Consider the following 21,941-nt stretch of genomic DNA (forward strand, 5'->3'; position numbering starts at 1 on the left):
TCCTCCCCTTTTTCCGGGGGCGCGCCCCGCCTCCCCTCCCCCACCCTCGAAAACCGCCGCCCCACCGGTTAGCGTCCCGCCATGGCGATCAACACAGGTGGCGTGGACATATCGGTGGTCGGCGGCGGCGTGATCGGACTGACGTCGGCGATCGCGCTGGCGGAGGCCGGGCACCGGGTGCGGGTGGTGAGCCGGGATGCGTCGGACGGGACGACGTCGGCGGTGGCCGGCGGGCTGTGCTGGCCGTATCGCATCCGGCCCTACGAGCGGGCGGTGCAGTGGTCCGTACGGTCCTTCCACGTGCTCGCCGCGCTCGCCGAGCGGCCGCAGGAGACGGGCGCCCGGATGGTGACCGGCACGATGACCGAAGCGCCGGACGCCGGCGCACCGCAGGCCCCGGACGGCGGCGCCGACGACGAGCTGGCCGCCTGGTACACCGCGGTGCCCGGCTTGCGGCGGGCGAGCGCGGCGGAACTCCCCGAGGGGTACACGGCGGGATGGCGGGCCCGCACTCCCCTGGTGGACATGCCGGCCCATCTCCGCTACCTGGAGCAGCGGTTGACGGCCGCGGGCGGGACCGTGGAACGGCGGGAGGTCACGTCGTTGGCGGAGGCCGGCCGGGCAGCCGACGTGGTCGTGAACTGCTCGGGGCTGGGCGCGCGTGCGCTCGTTTCCGATCCGGACGTCCACCCGGTCCAGGGGCAGCTGGTGATCGTGGAGAACCCCGGCATCGAGGAGTGGCACGTCTCCGCCGACGCGGGTTCGACGGACACGACCTATGTGCTGCCGCAGCCGTACGGCCTGGTGCTGGGCGGAACCGCGCGGGAGAACGCCTGGTCGCGGGAGCCCGATCCGGCGGTGGCGGAGGCGATCGTGGCGCGCTGTGCGCGACGCTTCCCCGAGCTGGCGCGGGCCCGGGTACTGGCACACAAGGTGGGACTGCGTCCGGCCCGCCCGGCGGTGCGGCTGACGGTGGAACGGCTGCCGGACGGCACGCCGTGCGTCCACAACTACGGGCACGGGGGTGCGGGGGTGACCGTGTCGTGGGGGTGCGCGGACGAGGTGCTGCGGAGCGTACGGGCCCTCCGGGAGGGTGACGGGCCGCTCGGCCGGTGACCGCGGCACGGCCCGCCCGGCCGCCGTGCCGGGCGCAGGCCAGGACGTGTGACGCCCTTCCGGCCGGCAGGCCGGAGGCCTCCGCGGACTTGTGAATCGGCGGCGAACGAGATGAAGTTGCCGCCCAAGGGCGCACATCCATTCACCCGTCTCGTGCGTCTCATGAGCAAGCGGCATTCCCATATGGCCGCACTGCAGGGGCATTTGGAGTATACATTTTGAAAAACGGCAAAATGGGCATTCGTCGCGTATCCGCGGCTGCTGTCACCGCGGGAGCCGTCCTGACCGCCGGGGCGTTCACCGCACCGGCGCAGGCCGCCACGCTCAAGACCCCCACGATCGTCGCCAAGGGCGGCTTCGTGATGAACAACGGCACGGGGAAGACCCTCTTCACCAAGGCCGCGGACACCCGTCGCTCCACCGGCTCCACCACCAAGATCATGACGGCTCGGGTGGTGCTGGCACAGGCGAATCTCAACCTGGATTCCAAGGTCACGGTCCAGAAGGCGTACAGCGACTACATCGTCGACAACAACTGGGCCTCCTCGGCCAAGCTGATCGTCGGTGACAAGGTCACCGTCCGCCAGCTGCTGTACGGGCTGATGCTCCCGTCCGGCTGCGACGCGGCGTACGCGCTGGCCGACAAGTTCGGCAGCGGCTCCACCCGGGCCGCGCGCGTGAAGTCGTTCATCGGCAAGATGAACTCCACCGCCAAGTCCCTCGGCCTGAAGAACACGCACTTCGACTCGTTCGACGGCATCGGGAAGGGCGCGAACTACTCGACGCCGCGCGACCTGACCAAGCTCGCCGGCAGTGCGATGAAGTACTCCACCTTCCGTACGGTCGTGAAGACGAAGGCGACCAAGCAGAAGGTCATGACGAAGAGCGGTGGCTACCGCTACATGTCGTGGGAGAACACCAACGCCCTGCTCGGCAGCTACTCGGGCACCATCGGCGTCAAGACCGGCTCGGGTCCGGAGGCCAAGTACTGCCTGGTCTTCGCGGCCACCCGGGGCGGCAAGACGGTCATCGGCACGGTCCTGGCCTCCTCCTCGGTGGTCAACCGCACCGCGGACGCGAAGAAGCTGATGGACTACGGCTTCAAGAAGTAGTCCGTCCGGGACGAACGAGGGGCCCGCGTGCAGCCGTCCGGCCGCGCGCGGGCCCTTCGTCATGCCGGCGCCGTCGCGCGCTCCTCAGCCGGCGGCCAGGCGCGCCGACACACAGGGGTCCTCGTTGCGGTAGCCGAGGCGGTCGTAGAGCCGTTCGGCGGGGGTGTTGTCCGCGAGCTGCCACAGCGTGCAGAAGCCCTGGTGGCGTACGGCGTACCGGGTCAGCCACGAGGTCAGGGCCGCGCCGAGCCCCTGACCGCGCTGGCGGGCGTCGGTGGCGACGGACGCCATCAGCGGAGCGCCGCTGTCCCGCAGGCTGCTCAGGGCTCCGCAGGCCACCAGCTGCCCGTCCGCGCCACGGATCCCGGCCCAGAGGGTGACGTCGCTGGAGCCGGGCCCGGTGGAGTGGGCCGGGCTGTGCTCGTTGAGGAAGTCCAGCAGTTCCCCGTGGTGCGAGGCGTCGAGGGTGATCACTCGCTCCTCCGCCGGGTGCACGGACGGTTCCTCCAGGGTCCACCGGAAGATCCACTCCACGACATCGGTCACCGGCAGATGCCGCCCGACCTGGCCGGCGGTGCCCCGCGGCCCGGTGAACTCCCGCACCCGCCCGGGCAGGCCCTGCGCGGCACGCAGCACCAGTCCGGCCGCGGGATCCGGTTCGCCGACGCACCACAGATGCCCGCGGGCGTCGTCGAGCCAGGCGGCAGCGCCCTGGCCCGACCAGCCGATGCGGTCGGCCGGACGCCGTCGCGCCGCGCCGAAGCGCAGCAGCGCGGCGCCGGTTTGCCGCTCCAGGCCCTGGTCGAACAGGTCTGTGGTCCGGGGGAGAAGAGTCGTTGCCTGCATCGCTCTCTGAGGGAGTAAAGGAGGAGGCGAACGGCCCGGACACGCGCTCACGCGACCGGAATCCGTCCATCTGGGTACAGGGGGAGCCCGGCGGCGGCTGCGCACGCGCGCGCCCGGCCGACCGGGACGGCCCACTGTGACATACCGCCCCGGGGCCGGGGCAAATCCGCTCCCGGCACCCCGGAATCTCCCCCTCCGGAGGCGCGGACGCACGCCGCGGGGAGCGCCCCGCAGCACGCGAGGGGCCGGCCGGACATGCGTCCGGCCGGCCCCTCGTCGGCACTTACCAGCCACCTCGACGACCGCTCACCGACGGCACACGTCCGTCAGGTGAACAGCCCGTCAAGGTGTCGTGCGCCGGGCCTTGTCGTCGCTCGGGAGCGCGGCGGCGTCCTCGTCCCCGCGGTCGTCACCGTTCGCGCTGCCACCCGGCCCGATCTGGAACTCGAAGTCGCCGTCGTACTGCTCATGGCCCGCGATCACGGCCATCTCGACCGCCTCCTCGCCCTTCTGGCCGCGCACGATCAGCGGGTCGCTGCGCAGATCGCGCATCAGCGCCCAGCACATGGCGATCATCACGACCATGAACGGCACCGCGACCAGGATCGTCAGATTCTGCAGTCCGGTCAGGGCGTCGCCCGAGCCGCCGCCGATCAGCAGCATGATCGCGGCGACCGCGCCGGTCACCACGCCCCAGAAGACCACCACGAGCCGGGTCGGCTCGAAGGTGCCCTTCTGCGAGAGGGTGCCCATGACGATGGACGCGGCATCGGCTCCGGACACGAAGAAGATGCCGACCAGGACCATGACCAGGATGCTCATGACCGTGGCGAGCGGGTACTGGTGCAGCACGTCGAAGAGGTGGCCCTCGGGGGTGCTCGACCCGTCGAGCCGCTTGTCGGCCTGGAGCTTCATCGCCGAGCCGCCGAAGACCGCGAACCACGCCAGGCTGACCACGCTCGGTACGAGGATCACGCCGCCGATGAACTGACGGATGGTCCGGCCGCGGCTGATCCGGGCGATGAACATGCCCACGAAGGGCGTCCAGGAGATCCACCACGCCCAGTAGAAGACCGTCCAGCTGCGCAGCCAGCTGCCGACGTCGGCGCCGCTGCTGGCCTCCGTACGGCCCGCCAGCTGCGGCAGCTCGCCGAGGAACGAGCCGAGGGAGGTCGGGACCAGGTTGAGGATGAGGATGGTCGGACCGGCCACGAACACGAAGACCGCCAGGATCAGCGCCAGCACCATATTGATGTTGGACAGCATCTGGACGCCCTTGGCGATGCCGGAGACCGCGGACAGGATGAAGGCAATGGTCAGGACGGTGATGATGATGACCAACAGGCTGGTGCTGACGCTGTCCATCCAGCCGAGCACCTTGATGCCGCTGCCGATCTGCAGCGCGCCGAGCCCGAGCGAGGCCGCGGAGCCGAAGAGGGTGGCGAAGATGGCCAGGATGTCGATGACCTGGCCGCCCCAGCCGTTCGCGCGCCGGGTACCGATCAGTGGGGTGAACACCGCGCTTATCGTCTGCCGCCTCCCCCGCCGGAAGCAGCTGTAAGCGATGGCCAGCCCCACGACCGCGTAGATGGCCCACGGGTGCAGCGTCCAGTGGAACATCGTGGTCGCCATCGCGGTGTCCATCGCCTGGGCGGCGTCCTTGGGGTCGGTGCCCGGCGGCGGGGTGGTGAAGTGCCCCAGCGGCTCACTGACGCCGTAGAACATCAGGCCGATGCCCATGCCCGCGCTGAACATCATCGCGATCCATGACACGGTGCGGAATTCGGGCTCCTCGCCCTCCTTGCCGAGCGTGATCCGGCCGTACTTGCTCACGGCCAGCCAGATCGCGAAGATCACGAAACCGGAGGCGGAGAGCACGAATGCCCAACCCCCGTTGTCGATCACCCAGTTCAGCATGGATGTCGAGGCGTTCTTGAGCGAATCGGTGGAGGTCGCTCCCCAGGCGATGAAGGCGAGGGTGAGCAGCGCGGTCACGCCGAAGACCACACGGTCGGTCTGCGGGGGCCCGGTCCGCCGCGGGTCTTCGGGAAGATCCGCCAGCGTGGGGGTGCCACCCCCGTCTCTGGCTTCCTTGGCTGTATCCGACACGTGTCAACCTTTCAATGGGCCATATTTTCCTTACTCGTTACCCCCTACCACACGACCACAGACGTTCAGGGGCTTCGCGACCGTAAGGTGATAACCGGCCCGCTGGTCCAACAGGAGCGGGACGAGCCGGCGCAGTGGCTGGCGCAGCGGCACGACGGCGCCCTCCCGGTCCCGCTTCCAGCGCACTCCGTGCAGCGCCAGTTCGTCCTTGACCTGCGCGAACCGTGCCGCGTCGAGGCGGTAGGCACAGGGCGGGTCGGACAGGACCTGCCCTTCCCCGGCGGGCTCGTTGTCCGCGCCGCCGAGGTAGACCGGACCGCGGTCGGTGGCACCGGCGAGCCGGGCGGCGGCGGTGGCCGCCTCGATGCGCGGACGGTGCCGGTCGAAGAAGGTGAACGCGCCGTCCAGTGCGGCCAGCTGGGAGTCCACCCGGCGCCTGTTGTTGAGCGCGGGGTCGGCCTTCTCGGCGGCGGTGAGGGGGTCGACCCTGGTCTCGACGAGCAGCCCCAGCGAGCCCTTGACGCCCGCGGTGTTGCGCAGAATCCGCTCCTGGCCGTCGCCCGCGACCTGCTTGACGGGTGCACCGGTCTCGGGGTCGGTCCAGATGCCGTAGACGCCGGTGGAGAAACCGGCCCGGTGGACGGCGGGTTCGACGAAGTCCTTCGAGAGCGCCATGGCCTCGCGGTGCACCCCGTCCGCCGTGTTGAGGTTGCGCGGCCACAGGGACAGCAGGTCCTTCATGTAGTACGGCACGGTCGGGCCGTACTCGTGCAGGTCGTAGAGGGTGTCGGGGCGGTAGTCGCGGATGACCCCGGCCAGCGCGCGGGCCTCGGCGGTCTGCAGGGCGAGGTGATCGCGGTTGATGTCCACGCCGTCGGCGTTGCCACGGGTGTCCGCGGCCCGGCCGTCGGGGTTGGCGGTCGGGACGACCAGCACGCTGGTGTGCCGCAGGAATTGCCGGGTGGCCGGGGACTTGCTGTAGGCGAGGTCGCGGACGGTGGTCAGACACGCCTCGCGCCCGGAGGGTTCGTCACCGTGCTGGGAGCAGACCAGCAGGACGGAGTTGCCGCGGCGGACGTCCGCCGGGCGCTCGGGGGCCGGGGCGCCGATCCTGACGAGCTGGAGCGGGCGGCCCTGCTTCGTGGTGCCGATCCGGTCGATCCGTACCCGGGCCGAGGACCGGTCGACGACGGCCAGGAACTCCTGTTCCTCGGCCCCGCTGGTCCAGCGGGCACCCTGGCTGGTCTCGAATCCCGTACGGGGTGTGGGGGTTCCGGTCGCGCCGGCGGGAGACGCCGGGACCGTCGCGCCGAGGCCGGCCGTCAGTGACACGGCCAGCGTCCCCAGGACGAGGCGGCAGGAGCGGGACATCACGAGGGTGCCTCCCTTGGGTGAGCGGTGGGGGTGGAAGCGGGGGCCGGGGCGGGGCCGCCCGCGGTGGGCGGCCCCGGGCGGTCGGGCGGTCATCCCCCGGCCGGCATCCGGCTGAGCGAGCGCGGCGGGGCGAGCCCGTCCAGCGGCGGGGCGGCGGCCGGGTGCCGGGACGCGCCCGTGGTGGCCCGTGCGAAGGCCGGGGCGCCGCCGGTCAGCGGCAGTCGGGCGGAGGTGCGGGACAGATCGACGGTGACCTCGGGCGTGGAGGCGGGCGGGTCGATCAGGCCGGCGTCGGTGCCGGCCACGATGAGCGCGAGCCGGTGTCCGGCGGGCACGATGTGGTCGCTCGCGGCCAGATCCAGGGTGAGGGTGTAGCGCTTGCCCGGGATGAGCGGGCGGCCCTTGTGGGCGTCGGCGTAGTTGCCGAGGTCGGCCCAGCCGCGGCTGAAGACGGTGTAGCCGACCTGCTGGGTGTCGGCGGCGGTCTCCTTGAAGCAGCCGGTGTCGCCCGGGTTTCCGGCGCCCCAGCAGGTGCGCTTGTCGAGGGTGGTGATGCCCTCGCCGTCGGCCGCGTAGTTGCGGATGGTGTCCGGGCCGAGGTCCACCAGGACGGCGGAGAGATGGGCGGTGGAGGTGCTCGGGGTGGCGGTCACCGTCACCTTGCCGGAACCGGACAGCCGCAGCGGGGCGCGCAGCGGGGCGGTGCTGAACCCGGCCTTGGCGGGCGTGGCGGCGTCGATTTGGGACGCCCAGTCGGCCTCGCTCAGCTTCGGGTCGTCGGTGAAGGCCGCGGTAGCGCCGTGCGGTGCCCTGGTGGTGCCCAGAACGCCGACGCCGGGTGCGGTGCCGCCGCGCGGCCGCAGGGTGGTGGTCCGGGTGCCGGGAGCGGGCCACTGCGGATCGGTGGACCAGGTGCCGGGGGAACGCTCGATGTCGGCCATCGGGGCGCGGTCGATGCCGTTGTCGTAGCCCATCAGGTAGTGGTCGAACCAGTGGTGCAGGGTGGTGACCCAGTCCCCGCGGCGGTAGTCGAACGGGTCGACGTGGCCCGTCTGGGAGAGCCAGATCTTGCGCTCGACGCCGTGCCGGGCGAGCGCGTCCCACCACTGCCCGGCATGCCGGGTGCGGACGTTGAGGTCCTGCATGCCGTGCACCATGAAGACGCTGGCCCGGACCTTGTCCGCGCGCCGCACATAGTCCCGTTCGCTCCACAGACCGGTCCAGTCGCCGCTGCGCGGCGCACCGTCGGCGAGCTTCTTCTGCACCGCGGCGCAGCGCTTGTGGGCGTCGGGGCTGTCGACCGCGTCCGCGAGGGCATCGGGGCCCGAGTCGTAGAGCGGGGCGCCCTTGGCGAAGTAGTAGTCGTACCAGGAGGAGATGCCGGCGATCGGGACGATGGTCTTCAGCCCCTTGACGCCGGTGGCCGCGACGCCGTTGGCGATGGTGGCGTCCCAGCTCTTGCCGATCATGCCGGTGCTGCCGTTCGACCAGCCGGCGGTGACCCGTTTGCCTCCCGTGCGGGCGGTATAGGCGCGGCCTCTGCCGCCGAGCCAGTCGACGACGGCCTTGGCCGAGCCGATGTCGGAGCGGCCGCCGATGTCGATGCAGCCGTCCGAGCGGTTGGTGCCCGCGAGGTCGACGAGGACCGTCGCATAGCCGCGCGGCACGAAGTAGTTGTCGTAGTAGAGCGGGAACTGGACCGGCCGTCCGTGGTCGTCGTAGGTCTTCTTCTGGCTCTCGTTGCCGCGGCCGCAGCAGGAGTAGTACGGGCTGGCGTCCATGATCACGGGAATCCGGCGGCCCTGCCGCGCGGGTTCGGCGGGCCGCACGATGTCGACGGCGACGCGGTCGGTCCTCCCGTCCGCGTCGCCGTCGAGCCGTGTGTCCACCCAGACCGATTCGCGTATCGCGTGGTCGTAGGAGTAGACGGGTCTGCTCTCCCGGGGCGCCGCCTGCGCGGCGGCCGGCCCGATCAGGGCGGACAGCAGGACGGCGACGGCCGCCATCACGAGCACGGTGAAGGGGATGCGGAGGATCCGCGCAGGATTCGTCACGGGCGGACGGTAGCGCGGCTCAACTCCCCTGCGTAAGAGCCTGTCCGGGAACCCGGCGGCCGCGGTCGCCGGCGAGCGGGCGGTGCCGGAGGGCGGGACGGGGGACAGCCCGCTCGGGAGGCCGCGTCGGTCCGCCGCGGCCTGATGGTGGTTCATGTCGGTCATGTGTCAGATGAGGCCATGTACATGACGCCGCACCGTCGCAGTACATAGGGTCTGACTCGAGCCATCCCCCTACGAGTTGGAGGACTCGTGCGTCACAGACTCCTGGTCCCGGGTGCCGCCGCACTCAGCCTGCTGCTGGCGATCCCGGCCTCCGCGGCCGGCTTCACCCCGGGCGCTCCGGGTGTGGGCGACAGCTACTACCCCGAGAGCGGAAACGGCGGATACGACGTTTCCCACTACGACCTGCGCCTCAAGTACCAGCCGAAGACGGACCTGCTGGAGGGCACGGCGACGCTGCTCGCCCGGACCACCCAGGATCTCTCGCGCTTCAACCTGGACTTCGGCCTCAAGGTCAGCGAGATCCGGATCAACGGCAAGAAGGCCTCCTTCGCCACGTCCGGCAAGCACGAGCTGGAGGTCACCCCGGCCACGCCGCTGGAGAAGGGCAAGCAGATCAGCGTCGTGGTGCGCTATGCGGGCAAGCCCTCCGAGCTGAAGATCGACAACTTCAGCGCCTGGGCCCGTACGCCCGACGGCGCGGTGATCGCGCAGGAGCCGGACGCCGCGGTGTGGTGGTTCCCGAGCAATGACCACCCCACCGACAAGGCGACGTACGACATCTCGGTGGCGGTCCCGGACGGCACCCAGGCGCTGAGCAACGGCGTGCTGGCCTCGCAGTCCTCCAAGCTGGGCTGGACGCGCTACAACTGGCGCTCGGACAAGCCGCAGGCGACGTACCTCACGACGCTGGCCGTCGGGAAGTTCGACATCACCACCGACAAGACCGCGAACGGGCTGCCGGTCATCAACGCCGTCAGCAAGGACCTCGGCGCGAACGCGGGCTCGGCACGGGCCAGCATCGAGCGCACCGCCGAGGCCACCGAGTGGCTGGAGAGCGTCTTCGGGCCCTACCCGTTCAATGCGGTGGGCGGCTATGTGCCGAACGTGCCGGCCCACTACGCGCTGGAGACCCAGACCCGCCCGTTCTACGGCGAGAAGGCCTTCGACCGCGGGACGAACGTCTCCGTCGTGGTGCACGAGCTGGCCCACCAGTGGTACGGCGACAGCGTCTCGCTCAAGGACTGGAAGGACATCTGGATCAACGAGGGCTTCGCCGCCTACAGCCAGTGGCTGTGGTCGGAAAAGGAGGGCGAGGGCACCGCTCAGGAGCTGGCGGACTACGTCTACTCCCAGCACCCGGCCGACGACCCGTTCTGGAAGGTCAAGCCGGGCAACCCCGGCGCGGAGAACCAGTTCGACGACGCCGTCTACGACCGTGGCGCGCTGGCCCTCCAGGCGCTCCGCGACAAGGTCGGCGACAAGGTCTTCTTCGGGCTCCTCAAGTCCTGGCCGACGGAGCACAGGTACGGCAACGCCTCGGTGGCCGACTTCGTGAAGTTCGCCGAGAAGAAGTCCGGCAAGAAGCTGGCCGGGTTCTTCGACACCTGGCTGTTCCAGCCGTCCAAGCCGGCGGCCGGCGCGGGCACATCGGCGTTCGGCGCGGGCCGGGCGCCGGTCGCCGCGCCCAAGTCGTGGAAGCAGATCGCGGCCACGCACGACGTGCACCGGCACTGATCCGGTAGACGGGCACCGCTTCGGTGCCCGGGAACCGTCCGGCCGGAGCAGGGGTGATCGCCCCGGCTCCGGCCGGCTCCGTTCCGTTCATGCCCGCGCCGCACGGCGGGCCCGGCGCGCGATCGGCATGAAGCGCAGCCGCTCCGGGAGCACCGGGACCACGGCGCGGACGACCCGCCCGAAGCGGCGCAGCCGGCGCTCCTGCGCATCCGTCCATTCCAGGCCGATGGCCTGCCGGGCGTCCGGGGGCATCAGCCCGATCGTGAGGAAGCGCCGGATGCGGGCGAACCGCGGGCACAGCCACGGCCAGCTCAGCCGGAGCAGCAGCCGCAGCCACCGCGGGCCGCGGTCGGGGGCCGGCAGCGCCGGGTTCGTCGCCACCAACTCCCGTACCACGAGGGTCGCTTCGAGATCGTTGTCGAGAACCTTCTGGTAGTAGGGCCAGAACTCCTCGACGGTCTGCGGCATATCGCGGTCGTGGATGCCCAGGACCCGGCCGACCTGGAGCCACTCCGCGTACAACTGCCGCTCCTGCGCCTGGGTGAAGGGGCGGCCGAGATAGTGCTGGGCATACCGGAAGACGGGGTAGCCGGTCGCGTGCACCCAGGCGTAGTACTCGGGGGTGAGCGCGTGGTACCTGCGGCCGTGCGCGTCGGTCCCGCTGATGCTCTTGTGCAGCCGCCGCAGCCGGCGCCCCTCCTCGGCCGCGTCCTTGCCTCCGTACACCCACAGCTGGAGCGAGGTCAGCGACCGCTCCCCGCGTCCCCACGGATCCGTACGGAAGACGGAGTGATCGTCCACGCCGGCGCCCACCGCCGGGTGTGCGACCTGCATGGTCAGCGCGGCCGGCAGGGTCAAGAGCATGCGGATGTCCCCGGCCATCGACCAGAGCACACCTCTGACCGGTGGAGGTCGTGGGTCATTTTTTACTGTATTCATGTCATTAATCATGATACGACGAGCTCGCGCGGCCGGCCGGAGCGGGGCCGCCCCCGGCCGGGGCAGCGAAAGAGTGCTACAGGCAGACGAGTTGGCCGCCGGCCAACCGAGGGGCGTACACACCGGAGACCCGCACACCCGGCGGATCCCCCCGACACCGCCGGACCCGAAACCACTGACAGGCATTGCCGCCCGACACACCCTCACAGGGCCCCGGATTCCGGCGCCTCGGGCACCCGAACCCGGAAGCGGGAGCCTCGCCCCCACTGCCGCGGCCGCCCGGCGGGCGGCGGAACATACGCCCTCGCCCGGCATCGGCCGCATGCCACGCCAGAGCCGCCCACCACCATGACGATATTAGACCGTAAGGGTGATTTTGCCGGGAGATGAACCCCCTGAGCTGGGCAGATCGGTTGGCCTTTTTTCCCTACCGGACGCAGATAGTGACATGAGAGTCACGGAACGCGACACTCGCGCTATCTGTCCGAACCACCCAAAAGGAGCAACTCATGTCCTGTCCTCCCCCGCCGGTTGACGCCCGCAAAGCTCTCGACTTCCTGAGGACCAGCGGACTCGTCGACCTCAGCGTTCCGCTGGAGCGCGTCGTCGATCAGGTCAGTCAACTCGACGACGTGGCCGGCTACGTACTCGCCTGGGAGCGCTACGTCCTCGTGGTCGCCAACCAGGCCGCGGAGCCCGACGACTCCACTGCGGGCAACTGAGTCATTGACTGCGCCGATCGCCGGGAGGCATCCGATGGACATGACGCAACCCGGTGACGGATCGTCACAAAGGCGCGCGGTGGAGACCCGGGCAGTCGCCTGGCTCGCTGCGCGCCGCCATCTGATCGATCCAGCCGAAGCCGCCACGGACCGTGTGCTGTTCGCCCGCAAGGCCCTCATCGAAACCGCCTTCCTGGTGGGGCTGCGGGCGCGCCTCGACCCGGAACCGCTGGACGGCGACTACACAGCCCTCCTCGACCAGGTCGAGGGAATCACCGCGCGCCCCTCCTACCGCGAGCTGATCGCCCGGGACGAAGCCGCCCTCCTGCTGTACGCGGGGACCTATGCGGCTCTCCGGCTCTGCGGACGCGAGGACGCCGAGTTCCGGCGCGTCATCACACAGGCCGCGGCCGGAGGATATGCGGCGGTCTTCGAGCGGATTCCGTACCGGCAGCTCGACCTGCTGCACACCCTGGAGCTGTGCGGCGTCCCGCACACGCTGCCGGCCGTGGACGACGTCCTGCCGTTCACCCTGCTCTGCAACAGCCCGAATGTCGTCAAGCTCGCCGACCGCGACATCTACGCCCTCACCCACACGATCTTCTACGCCACGGACTTCGGCCTTCGCGAGCCCCGCTGGCCACGGGGCTTCGATCCGGGTGCGGCGGTGGAGCTGCTCGAAGCGCTCCTCGTCCTCACTCTCGGCCAGGAGAATGCCGACCTGGTGGGGGAGCTTCTGTGCTGCCTGCTGTGCCTCGGGGTGCGGGACTCCGAGGAAGCCCGCCGGGCATGGCAGTTCCTCGCGGCGGCACAAGAGGCAGACGGGCGGGTCAACGGGCCGCCCGGTGTGGTTCACCCCGGACTCGCCGACGGCGACGACGCGTACCGGCACTGGGCCACCGGCTACCACACCACCATCGTCGCGGCCCTGGCCGCGCTCCTGGACCGCAGTCCCAGGGTGGTGCGGAGGAACCTGCCGTCCGCACCGAAGGCCCGCCCGGACGTGGAGCAGCCGCTGCGGCGGGCAGTGAAGTGGCTGGCCGACACGAGCCTGCGCCACGACCCTGCCACCTGCCTGCCGGCCGCGGCGGCTGTCGCGTACGCAGCCGAGGCCCTGCAGGAACCCGGGCTGGCGCGTCCGCTGCTCCTCGACTTCTCCGCACGTCTCGCGGACGCGGACGTGGGGGTGTGGCAGGGACACGGGATGGAGGTCGTGGGTGAGTTCGCGAGGGGACTGCGGGCTCACCAGACCACCTGCTCGTCCCTCGACATGTTCCTCAAGTCCACCGCTGCCGCAGTCGAACTCATGGAGACGGTTCCGCCGCAAGCGGCGCCCAACGTCCAACGCCTGGTCGGCCTGGGGCTGATCTCCCCACGGCGTGCGGCCGCACTGATGCCTGAGGGAGCCGGCGCGCCGCAGGCGGCGCCGGGGACGGCCGCAGCCGACTTGCCCGAGGCCTGGAAGAACTATCGCCTGGGGCACATTGCCGCGCTCGTCCGGGACTCGGCCGGCGCCGGGCGGGCGGAGCACCGCATCACCCGCGACGCGGTCGCGTTTCTCCTCGCTCAGCAGAGCTCTTGTGGCGCCTTCGGCCGCCCCGCCTGCGACGATCCGGCCGTGCGGGAGCGAACGATGCTGTCGTGGACCCAGAGTGTCGTCACCGCTCTGGCCACCGTGCACACTGCCTGCGCCCCGGTCCTCACGGCCCCTCGGTGACCGTCCGCGGGAGCCGGGGGCCCGCACGACATCATCGGCCAAAGCTTCGGTCTGTCCATCTCGTGCCCGCCGGGAGGTTACCTGGAGGTAACCTCGCCTGATTGGATGAGCGTCACCGGATCAAGTCCCGACCCCCACAGGGAGATTCAGTGTCGCACTCAGCGCTGCGCACGTCCCGGATCGCCGCCCTCGCCACGGCCCTCGCCGCCGTCACCGTGGCCGCCGCCCCGTCCGCGTCGGCCGCCACCGCGCCCCGTCTGAAGGTGCTCAGCTACAACACCTTCCTCATGAGCAAGACGCTCTACCCCAACTGGGGCCAGGACCACCGCGCCCAGACGATCGCGGCCTCGGACTTCTTCCAGGGCAAGGACGTCGTGGTGCTGCAGGAGGCGTTCGACAACTCCTCCTCCGAGGCCCTGAAGTCCGCGGCCGCGGCGCAGTATCCGCACCAGACCCCGGTCGTGGGCCGGAGCAGGAGCGGCTGGGACGCCACCGGCGGCGCCTACTCCGCCGTCACCCCGGAGGACGGCGGGGTGACGCTGCTGAGCAAGTGGCCGGTCCTGCGCAAGGAGCAGTACATCTACAAGGACGCCTGCGGTTCGGACTACTTCTCCAACAAGGGCTTCGTCTATGCGGTGTTGGACGTCAACGGCACCAAGGTGCATGTCGTCGGCACCCACACCCAGTCCACCGACTCGGGCTGCAAGGCGGGCGAGGCGGTCGCCGACCGCGCCGAACAGCTCAAGGAGATGGACGCCTTCCTGGACGCCGAGCACATCCCGGCGGACGAAGAGGTGATGGTCGCCGGCGATCTGAACATCGACTCGCACGGCGCGGAGTACGGCGCGCTGCTCCGCAACGCCGACCTGGCGCCCGCGGACAGCCGTACGGGCCACCCCTACTCCTTCGACACCCGGGAAAACTCCGTCGCGAAGTACCGCTACCCCGACGACCCCCGCGAGGACCTGGACTACGTCCTGCACCGCAACGGCCATGCCCGGCCCGCCGGATGGCAGAACACCGTGGTGAAGGAGGAGTCGGCGCCCTGGACGGTCTCCAGCTGGGGCAAGGACTACACCTACACCAATCTCTCCGACCACTATCCGCTGGTCGGCGGCTGAGCCACTGCCGTACTGCGGTCGGCGGGCGGGGAGTTCAGCGGTCGTAGACCGTCACCGGTATGCCGCGCCGGGTGAGCCGCTCGGATATCAGCGGCTCCACCCGGGACCAGGTACCTCCCGCCAGACCGCAGCCGATCCGCGGCATATGGACCGACGCCCCGAGCTCCTGGGCCCGGTCCGCGACCCGGCCGAGCCCGGCATCGATGGCCTCGTACCGCACGGGGGCGCCCTTGCTGCCCGTACGGGTGCCCCGCTGTCCGACCACATTGGCCACCCAGAGCCGGTCGCCGACCTGGACGAACTGGGCCGCGCCCAGCCCGAAGTCGTTCCGCGCCCGGTCGCGGTGCCACCGGCGGTAGGCGGCCTCCGGCTCCGGCCAGCGCCGGGAGAGCGCCAGCACGAAGCCCTTGCCCCAGCCGCCGAGGTCGTTGCACACATGCGCGATCACTTTGACGCCCTTGCCCTGCGGCGCGGAGGCGTCCCCCTTGAGGTATGAGATCCCCGTGCTCTCCGTCATGTCTCCACGGTACGGGCGGGCACTGACAATCGGCCGGGGCCGCGAAACCGACCCCGCCGCGGCCCGCCCACCCGCCGCTTCCGCCCAGGCGAAAGGGCGGTCGCGGATGCCTCCCGGCCTCCGCGACCGCCCTTGATTCCGCAGGCGTGCGCTACTGCGCGACTACTTCGAGAGCTCGCGCTCCTTGGCGATACGGCTCACCCGGCCGCGGACCGCGAACCAGCCGACGACCAGCGCGGCGGCGAGAACCGGGATCAGCATGACGGTCTGCCGGCCGACACCGTCGTCGAACCACATCAGGACGATGACGCCGAGCAGGAAGGCGATGGTGGCGATATCGGTGACCGGAGTGCCGGGGAGCCGGAAGCGCGGGCGCTCGACCACACCCTCCTTCGACCGCCGCACGAACACCATGTGGCAGATCATGATCGTGCACCAGGTGCTGATGATGCCCAGCGCCGCGATGTTCAGCACGATCTCGAAGGCCTCGCCCGGCATGACGTAGTTGAGCCCGACACCCAGCACACACACCGCGGAGGTGAGCATGATGCCGCCGTACGGCACCTGGTTGCGGTTCATCAGGCCGGCGAACTTGGGCGCGGAGCCCGCCATCGACATGGAGCGCAGGATGCGGCCGGTCGAGTAGAGCCCGGAGTTCAGGCTGGACATCGCCGCGGTCAGCACCACGAGGTTCATCACATCACCCGCGGCCGGCACACCGACGTTGGACAGCACCGTGACGAAGGGGCTCTGGCCGTCGACGTACTGGTTCCACGGCAGCAGCATCGCCAGCAGGACCACCGAACCGACGTAGAAGACGCCCACCCGCCACATGATGGAGTTGACGGCCTTCGGCACGACCTTCTCCGGCTCACCGGTCTCACCGGCGGTCACACCGACCAGCTCCACGGCGGAGTAGGCGAAGACCACGCCCTGGAGCACGATCACCACGGGCAGCAGACCGGTCGGGAAGATGCCGCCGTGGTCGGTGAGCAGATTCAGCCCTGGTGAGTGGCCGCCGACCGGGTGCTGCGTGGCCAGCAGGAAGATGCCGATGAACATGAAGATCACCAGTGCCGCGACCTTGATGATCGCGAACCAGAACTCCAGCTCACCGAAGATCTTGACCGAGATCAGGTTCACCGTCAGCACGACCGCCAGCGCGATCAGTGCCATCACCCACTGCGGGATATCGGTGAACAGGCTCCAGTAGTGGGTGTAGAGCGCGATCGCGGTGATGTCGGCGATACCGGTCGTGGACCAGTTGACGACGTACATCCAGCCGGCGACGTAGGCGCCCTTCTCCCCCAGGAACTCGCGGGCGTACGAGACGAACGAACCCGACGACGGGCGGTGCAGCACCAGCTCGCCCAGGGCCCGGACGACGAAGAAGGCGAAGAGGCCGCAGACCGCATAGGCAATGGCCAGGGCGGGGCCGGCGGAGTGCAGTCGGCCGCCGGCACCCAGGAACAGGCCGGTGCCGATCGCTCCGCCGATGGCGATCATGTTGATGTGCCGGCCCTTGAGGCCCTTGCTGTAGCCCGCGTCGCCCGCATCCTGCTGCGCGCCGCTCCCCCCGTCAGGTGACCCGTGGGCTGTCTCGGTGACGGTTTCTGTGCTCACTGGTGGTGCATCTCGCTTTCGGGCAGGCGCTGAAGCCATGGCCAGAGGTCCCGCAGATCGCGCGGACGGCCGACGGCACACCTTCCCTGAAGAGCGCTCCCCCGTCTGTGGGCAAGATCACAGCGTGTATAAGCCATCCAAGATTTGTCCATATTTGCCGCGATATATCTGGCAGCCAAGTTTCGGGGAAGTTTCAGGGAGGGCGTCAGTTCACCCGATTCCGGACTCTTCTCGCGGCCCGGCAACCAAAAGTTCTTGACCTGTTCGGCCCGGTTGAGACACGCATTCGCCACCGCGACGGCCCGCTCGGCCTCCGCACGCGCCGCCGGAGGGCCCGACAAGCCCGGGCAAGGCTCCCTGGATGCCGTACCGCGCCGCCCGGACGGGGCCCGGCTCCACGGATCCGTCGGCGTCGGCCACCGGCTCCACGGGCCCGGCATCCCGGTCGGCCCCCGGGCATCCCAGATCACGACGCCCGGACCGGCCCGGCCGCACCCTCTCCGACGGCATCGGCACGGAGGGGCCCGCCGGCGCACGGTCGCGGAGCCTGCGCTCGGGGCGGTTACCCATCGGCCCGACCGCACTACCGGGCGGTGAAGAAGGGGCAGAAGGGTTCAGAAGGTTTCACAGGAGTGGTGAGACAGCAATACTGTTGAACATGGAGACCGCCACCGACCTGACGGTCGACGAACTGGCCGCCCGCGCCGGCGTCACCGTCCGCACCATCCGCTTCTACAGCACGCGCGGCCTGCTGCCGCCGCCGGAGATCGGTCCGCGCCGGGTCGGCCGCTACGGGCCCGACCACCTCTCGCGGCTGGCCCTCATCGAGGAACTCCAGCACCAGGGGCTGACGCTCTCCGCGATCGAACGCTATCTGGAGCAGCTTCCGCCGGACCTGAGCGCCCAGGATCTGGCCATCCACCGGGCGCTGGTGGCGAGTTGGATTCCGGACAAGGCGGAGGACGCCACCCGGGACCAGCTGGAACGGCGGGTCGGCCGGGCGCTGACCGACGAGGATCTGGACCGGCTCGCGGCGATGAGTGTGCTCGTACGGACCGACGACCCGCAGGTCTTCCGGGTCGACCCGGGGCTGCTGCATCTGGGCGCCCGGCTGCTGGACGTCCCGATCGCGCTGGAGACCATCATCGCGGCGCGCACCGTGGTCATCGAGCACACCCGCTCGGCGGCCCGTGAGCTCAGTCGGCTCTTCAAGGACGAGGTATGGGAGCCGTACCGGGACGGTGGGCCGGACGAGGAGGAGCTGGCGCGGATGAAGTCGCTCTCGGCCCATATGCAGCCGATGGTGGTGCAGGCACTGGTCACCGCCTTCCAGCGGTCGATGAAGCAGGAGCTGCGGGAGTCGTTCGGCAAGGAGGGCGACAACGGTCCGGAGGACCAGGGGGACCGCACCTCGCAGGGGTGACGGGGCGGGCCGCAGGGGCCCGCCCCATGACCGGTCAGTCGCTGAACTTCTCGCCCTTCTCGGCCTTCTCGACCAGCAGCGCGGACGGCGCGAACCGGTCGCCGTAGGCCGCCTGCAGCTCGCGCGCGCGGGCCACGAACCCGGGCAGTCCGACGAGTTCTTCCTGCCCCGGCCCACCCTGGTAGCCGTTGATGTACTGGATCACGCCGCCGGTCCAGCCCGGGAAGCCGATCCCGAAGATGGAGCCGATGTTGGCGTCGGCGACGGAGGTGAGCACGCCCTCCTCGAAGCAGCGGACGGTGTCCAGCGCCTCGGCGAAGAGCATCCGCTCCTGCATGTCGAGGAACGGGATGGCGGTGTCCTTCTTGGTGAAGTGCTCGCGCAGGCCGGGCCACAGACCGGCGCGCTTGCCGTCGTCGCCGTACTCGTAGAAGCCGGCGCCGCCGCTGCGGCCGGGGCGGCCGAACTCGTCGACCATCCGGTCGATCACCGCGTCGGCCGGGTGCGGCTGCCAGTTGCCGCCGGTCTCCTCGACCGCCCGCTTCGTCTCCTCGCGGATCTTGCGCGGCAGGGTGAGGGTCAGCTCGTCCATCAGGGAGAGCACCTTGGCCGGGTAGCCGGCCTGGGCCGCGGCCTGCTCGACGGAGACCGGGTCGAGGCCCTCGCCGATCATCGCCACGCCTTCGTTGATGAAGTGGCCGATGACGCGCGAGGTGAAGAAGCCGCGCGAGTCGTTGACGACGATCGGGGTCTTCTTGATCTGCCGGACCAGGTCGAAGGCGCGGGCCAGCGCCTCGTCGCCGGTCCGCTCCCCCTTGATGATCTCCACCAGCGGCATCTTGTCGACCGGCGAGAAGAAGTGCAGACCGATGAAGTCCTGGTCGCGCTCGACGCCTTCGGACAGCAGCGTGATGGGCAGGGTGGAGGTGTTGGAGCACAGCAGCGCGCCGGGCTCGACGATGTGCTGGATCTCCTTGAACACCTTGTGCTTGAGGGCGACGTCCTCGAAGACCGCCTCGATGACGGCGTCACAGCCCGCGAGGTCCGCCGGTTCGGCGGTGGGCGTGATGCGCGCCAGCAGCTCGTCGCGCTGCTGCTCGGTCGTCCGGCCGCGGGAGAGCGCCTTGGCGAGCAGCCCCGCCGAGTACTCCTTGCCCTTCTGCGCCGCCTCGGGGGTGACGTCCTTGAGGACGACCTGCATCCCGGCCCTGGCACAGGAGTAGGCGATGCCCGCGCCCATCATGCCCGCGCCGAGGACCGCGACCTTCTTGACCGTGCGGGGCTCGATGCCCTTGGGACGGTTGGCGCCGGAGTTGACGGCCTGCAGGTCGAAGAAGAACGCCTGGATCATGTTCTTGGAGATCTGGCCGGTCACCAGCTCGACGAAGTAGCGCGCCTCGATGGTCTGCGCGGTCTCGAAGTCGACCTGGGAGCCCTCGACCGCCGCGGCGAGGATGTTGCGCGGGGCGGGGTACGGGGCGCCGTTCAGCTGCTTCTTGAGGTTCGCGGGGAACGCCGGGAGGTTGGCCGCGAACTTCGGCTGGGCGGGGGTGCCGCCGGGGATGCGGTAGCCCTTGACGTCCCAGGGCTGCTGGGACTCGGGGTGCTCCTCGATGAAGGTGCGGGCCTTGGCGAGCAGCTCCTCGGGCGTGGCCGCGACGTCGTGGATCAGCCCGGCGTCCTTGGCGCGGGTGGCGTTGTACTGGGTGCCCTGGAGCAGCACCTTCAGCAGCGCGTCGGCGATCCCGAGCAGCCGGACGGTGCGGGTGACACCGCCGGCGGCGGGCAGCAGGCCGAGGGTGACCTCGGGCAGACCGATCTTGGTACCGGGGGTGTCGAGGGCGACACGGTGGTGGCAGGCGAGCGCGATCTCGTAACCGCCGCCCAGCGCCGCGCCGTTGATCGCGGCGACGACGGGCTTGCCGAGGGTCTCGATACGGCGCAGATCCCGCTTGATGCCGTTGCCCGCGGCGAAGGCCTGCTCGGCGTGTGCGGGGGTGATGGCGATCAGGTCGTGCAGGTCGCCGCCGGCGAAGAAGGTCTTCTTGGCGGAGGTGAAGATGATGCCGCGGATGCTGTCCTTCTCGGCCTCCAGGCGGTCGGCGACCGCGGTGAGGGAGGTCTTGAAGGCGTTGTTCATGGTGTTGGCGGACTGGTCCGGGTCGTCCAGGACCAGGGTGACGATGCCGGTCTCGTCCTGTTCCCAGCGGATGGTCGACAAAGCAGCGGATTCACTCATGGTGCGTACTCCGTGGTGGGTGGGACGAGGGGTCAGAGGCGCTCGATGACGGTGGCGATGCCCATACCGCCGCCGACACAGAGGGTGGCCAGGCCGTAGCGCTTGTCCTGCCGCTCCAGCTCGTCGATCAGGGTGCCGAGGATCATCGCGCCGGTGGCGCCGAGGGGGTGGCCCAGGGCGATGGCGCCGCCGTTGACATTGACCTTGTCCAGGCTCAGGCCCATGTCCTTGACGAAGCGCAGCACGACGGCGGCGAAGGCCTCGTTGATCTCGACCAGGTCGATGTCGTCGATGGTCAGCCCGGCCTTGGCCAGGGCCTTGCGGCTGGCGGGCGCGGGGCCGGTGAGCATGATCGTCGGTTCGGAGCCGGAGACCGCGGCCGACAGGATGCGGGCCCGCGGGGTGAGGCCGTAGCGCTCGCCGACCTCCTTGGAGCCGATGGCGACGAGCGCCGCGCCGTCCACGATGCCCGAGGAGTTGCCCGCGTGGTGGACGTGGTCGATCTTCTCGACCCAGTGGTACTTCTGCAGGGCGACGGCGTCGAAGCCGCCGGCGTCGCCGATGGTGGCGAAGGACGGCTTGAGGCCGGCCAGGGAGTCGGCGGTGGTGCCGGGGCGCATGTACTCGTCGTGGTCGAGGACGACCAGGCCGTTGCGGTCGCGCACCGGGACCACGGAGCGGTCGAAGCGGCCGTCCTTCCAGGCCTCGGCGGCGCGCTCCTGGGAGAGCGCGGCGAACTCGTCGACATCCCGGCGGGTGTAGCCCTCGATCGTGGCGATGAGGTCGGCGCCGATGCCCTGCGGGACGAAGCCGGTGTCGAAGTTGGTCATCGGGTCGGCGAACCAGGCGCCGCCGTCGGACGCCATCGGGACCCGCGACATGGATTCGACACCGCCCGCCAGGACCAGGTCCTCCCAGCCCGAACGCACCTTGGCGGCGGCCATGTTGACGGCCTCCAGGCCCGAGGCACAGAAGCGGTTCTCCTGGACGCCGGCCACCGTGTCGGGCAGCCCCGCGGCGATCGCCGCGATCCGGGCGATGTCGGAACCCTGGTCGCCGACCGGTCCGACGACGCCGAGCACGATGTCGTCGACGGCGGCCGGGTCCAGGCCGGGGAAGCGGCGGCGCACTTCGTGGATCAGGCCGACGACCAGGTCGATCGGCTTGGTGCCGTGCAGTGCGCCATTGGCCTTGCCGCGGCCGCGCGGGGTGCGGATCGCGTCGTATACGTACGCTTCGGTACTCAAGTCAACAAGCCTTTCGCATGAGGGTGGAGGCGGGGGCAGCGG

16 protein-coding genes are annotated in these 21,941 nt (G+C 70.3%); 7 read left to right on the forward strand and 9 right to left on the reverse strand.

Annotation, left to right across the window (positions count from 1 at the left end):
• Positions 1-81: 81 nt before the first annotated feature.
• Together Scani_RS14500 and Scani_RS14505 are read left to right on the forward strand one after the other, a co-directional pair.
• Positions 82-1,116 carry an FAD-dependent oxidoreductase gene (locus tag Scani_RS14500; protein WP_167538081.1) on the forward strand — a complete coding sequence of 345 codons (1,035 nt, stop codon included), beginning with the start codon at positions 82-84 and terminating at the stop codon, positions 1,114-1,116.
• A 233-nt stretch (positions 1,117-1,349) separates the two neighbouring features.
• Positions 1,350-2,228: a D-alanyl-D-alanine carboxypeptidase family protein gene (locus tag Scani_RS14505; protein WP_246295790.1), complete on the forward strand. Its 879-nt coding sequence runs from the start codon at positions 1,350-1,352 to the stop codon at positions 2,226-2,228.
• 84 nt (positions 2,229-2,312) lie between these two features.
• Here Scani_RS14505 and Scani_RS14510 read toward each other — a convergent pair whose 3' ends face one another.
• The 4 genes from Scani_RS14510 to Scani_RS14525 form a co-directional block, all read right to left on the reverse strand.
• Complete coding sequence (locus tag Scani_RS14510) at positions 2,313-3,074, reverse strand: GNAT family N-acetyltransferase (protein WP_159474828.1); 762 nt, start codon at positions 3,072-3,074, stop codon at positions 2,313-2,315.
• A gap of 342 nt (positions 3,075-3,416) precedes the next feature.
• Positions 3,417-5,135 (reverse strand): BCCT family transporter, encoded by a 1,719-nt coding sequence (locus tag Scani_RS14515; protein ID WP_246295894.1) that lies wholly within the window; start codon positions 5,133-5,135, stop codon positions 3,417-3,419.
• Positions 5,136-5,213: 78 nt separating this feature from the next.
• Positions 5,214-6,554, reverse strand: a complete 1,341-nt coding sequence (locus Scani_RS14520) for a M14 family metallopeptidase (RefSeq protein WP_159474830.1) — start codon at positions 6,552-6,554, stop codon at positions 5,214-5,216.
• Between the two features lie 92 nt (positions 6,555-6,646).
• Entirely contained in the window at positions 6,647-8,563 is a 1,917-nt protein-coding gene (locus Scani_RS14525) for a Xaa-Pro dipeptidyl-peptidase (RefSeq protein ID WP_159476015.1), read from the reverse strand.
• Between the two features lie 300 nt (positions 8,564-8,863).
• On the opposite strand from Scani_RS14525, the gene Scani_RS14530 reads away from it, so the two are divergent.
• Positions 8,864-10,351: a M1 family metallopeptidase gene (locus tag Scani_RS14530; RefSeq protein ID WP_159474833.1), complete on the forward strand. Its 1,488-nt coding sequence runs from the start codon at positions 8,864-8,866 to the stop codon at positions 10,349-10,351.
• A gap of 87 nt (positions 10,352-10,438) precedes the next feature.
• Here Scani_RS14530 and Scani_RS14535 read toward each other — a convergent pair whose 3' ends face one another.
• Positions 10,439-11,290 carry an oxygenase MpaB family protein gene (locus Scani_RS14535; RefSeq protein WP_174872680.1) on the reverse strand — a complete coding sequence of 284 codons (852 nt, stop codon included), beginning with the start codon at positions 11,288-11,290 and terminating at the stop codon, positions 10,439-10,441.
• Between the two features lie 509 nt (positions 11,291-11,799).
• Here Scani_RS14535 and Scani_RS14540 point away from each other — a divergent pair.
• The 3 genes from Scani_RS14540 (at position 11,800) to sph (ending at position 14,850) form a co-directional block, all read left to right on the forward strand.
• On the forward strand, positions 11,800-12,012 hold the full coding sequence (locus Scani_RS14540) for a hypothetical protein (RefSeq protein ID WP_159474839.1): 213 nt from the start codon (positions 11,800-11,802) through the stop codon (positions 12,010-12,012).
• 79 nt (positions 12,013-12,091) lie between these two features.
• The gene (locus Scani_RS14545) at positions 12,092-13,729 is read left to right on the forward strand and encodes a DUF6895 family protein (protein ID WP_159474842.1); all 1,638 of its coding nucleotides are present in this window, start codon (positions 12,092-12,094) and stop codon (positions 13,727-13,729) included.
• Positions 13,730-13,878: 149 nt separating this feature from the next.
• Positions 13,879-14,850, forward strand: coding sequence for a sphingomyelin phosphodiesterase (sph, locus tag Scani_RS14550; protein ID WP_159474845.1), 972 nt, complete (start codon positions 13,879-13,881; stop codon positions 14,848-14,850).
• A gap of 34 nt (positions 14,851-14,884) precedes the next feature.
• On the opposite strand, the gene Scani_RS14555 is transcribed toward sph, so the two are convergent.
• The gene (locus Scani_RS14555; RefSeq protein WP_159474848.1) at positions 14,885-15,367 is read right to left on the reverse strand and encodes a macro domain-containing protein; all 483 of its coding nucleotides are present in this window, start codon (positions 15,365-15,367) and stop codon (positions 14,885-14,887) included.
• Between the two features lie 162 nt (positions 15,368-15,529).
• A complete protein-coding gene (locus Scani_RS14560) occupies positions 15,530-16,990 on the reverse strand; it encodes an amino acid permease (RefSeq protein WP_159474851.1) in 1,461 nt (486 codons plus the stop codon).
• A gap of 658 nt (positions 16,991-17,648) precedes the next feature.
• On the opposite strand from Scani_RS14560, the gene Scani_RS14565 reads away from it, so the two are divergent.
• Positions 17,649-18,413, forward strand: a complete 765-nt coding sequence (locus tag Scani_RS14565; protein ID WP_159474854.1) for a MerR family transcriptional regulator — start codon at positions 17,649-17,651, stop codon at positions 18,411-18,413.
• Between the two features lie 34 nt (positions 18,414-18,447).
• Here the strand turns inward: Scani_RS14565 and Scani_RS14570 are convergent, their stop codons facing one another.
• Both Scani_RS14570 and Scani_RS14575 read right to left on the reverse strand, forming a co-directional pair.
• Complete coding sequence (locus tag Scani_RS14570; protein WP_159474857.1) at positions 18,448-20,652, reverse strand: 3-hydroxyacyl-CoA dehydrogenase NAD-binding domain-containing protein; 2,205 nt, start codon at positions 20,650-20,652, stop codon at positions 18,448-18,450.
• A 32-nt stretch (positions 20,653-20,684) separates the two neighbouring features.
• A complete protein-coding gene (locus Scani_RS14575; RefSeq protein WP_159474860.1) occupies positions 20,685-21,899 on the reverse strand; it encodes an acetyl-CoA C-acetyltransferase in 1,215 nt (404 codons plus the stop codon).
• Between the last annotated feature and the right edge of the window lie 42 nt (positions 21,900-21,941).

The organism is Streptomyces caniferus (genome assembly GCF_009811555.1).
Taxonomy (GTDB): domain Bacteria; phylum Actinomycetota; class Actinomycetes; order Streptomycetales; family Streptomycetaceae; genus Streptomyces; species Streptomyces caniferus.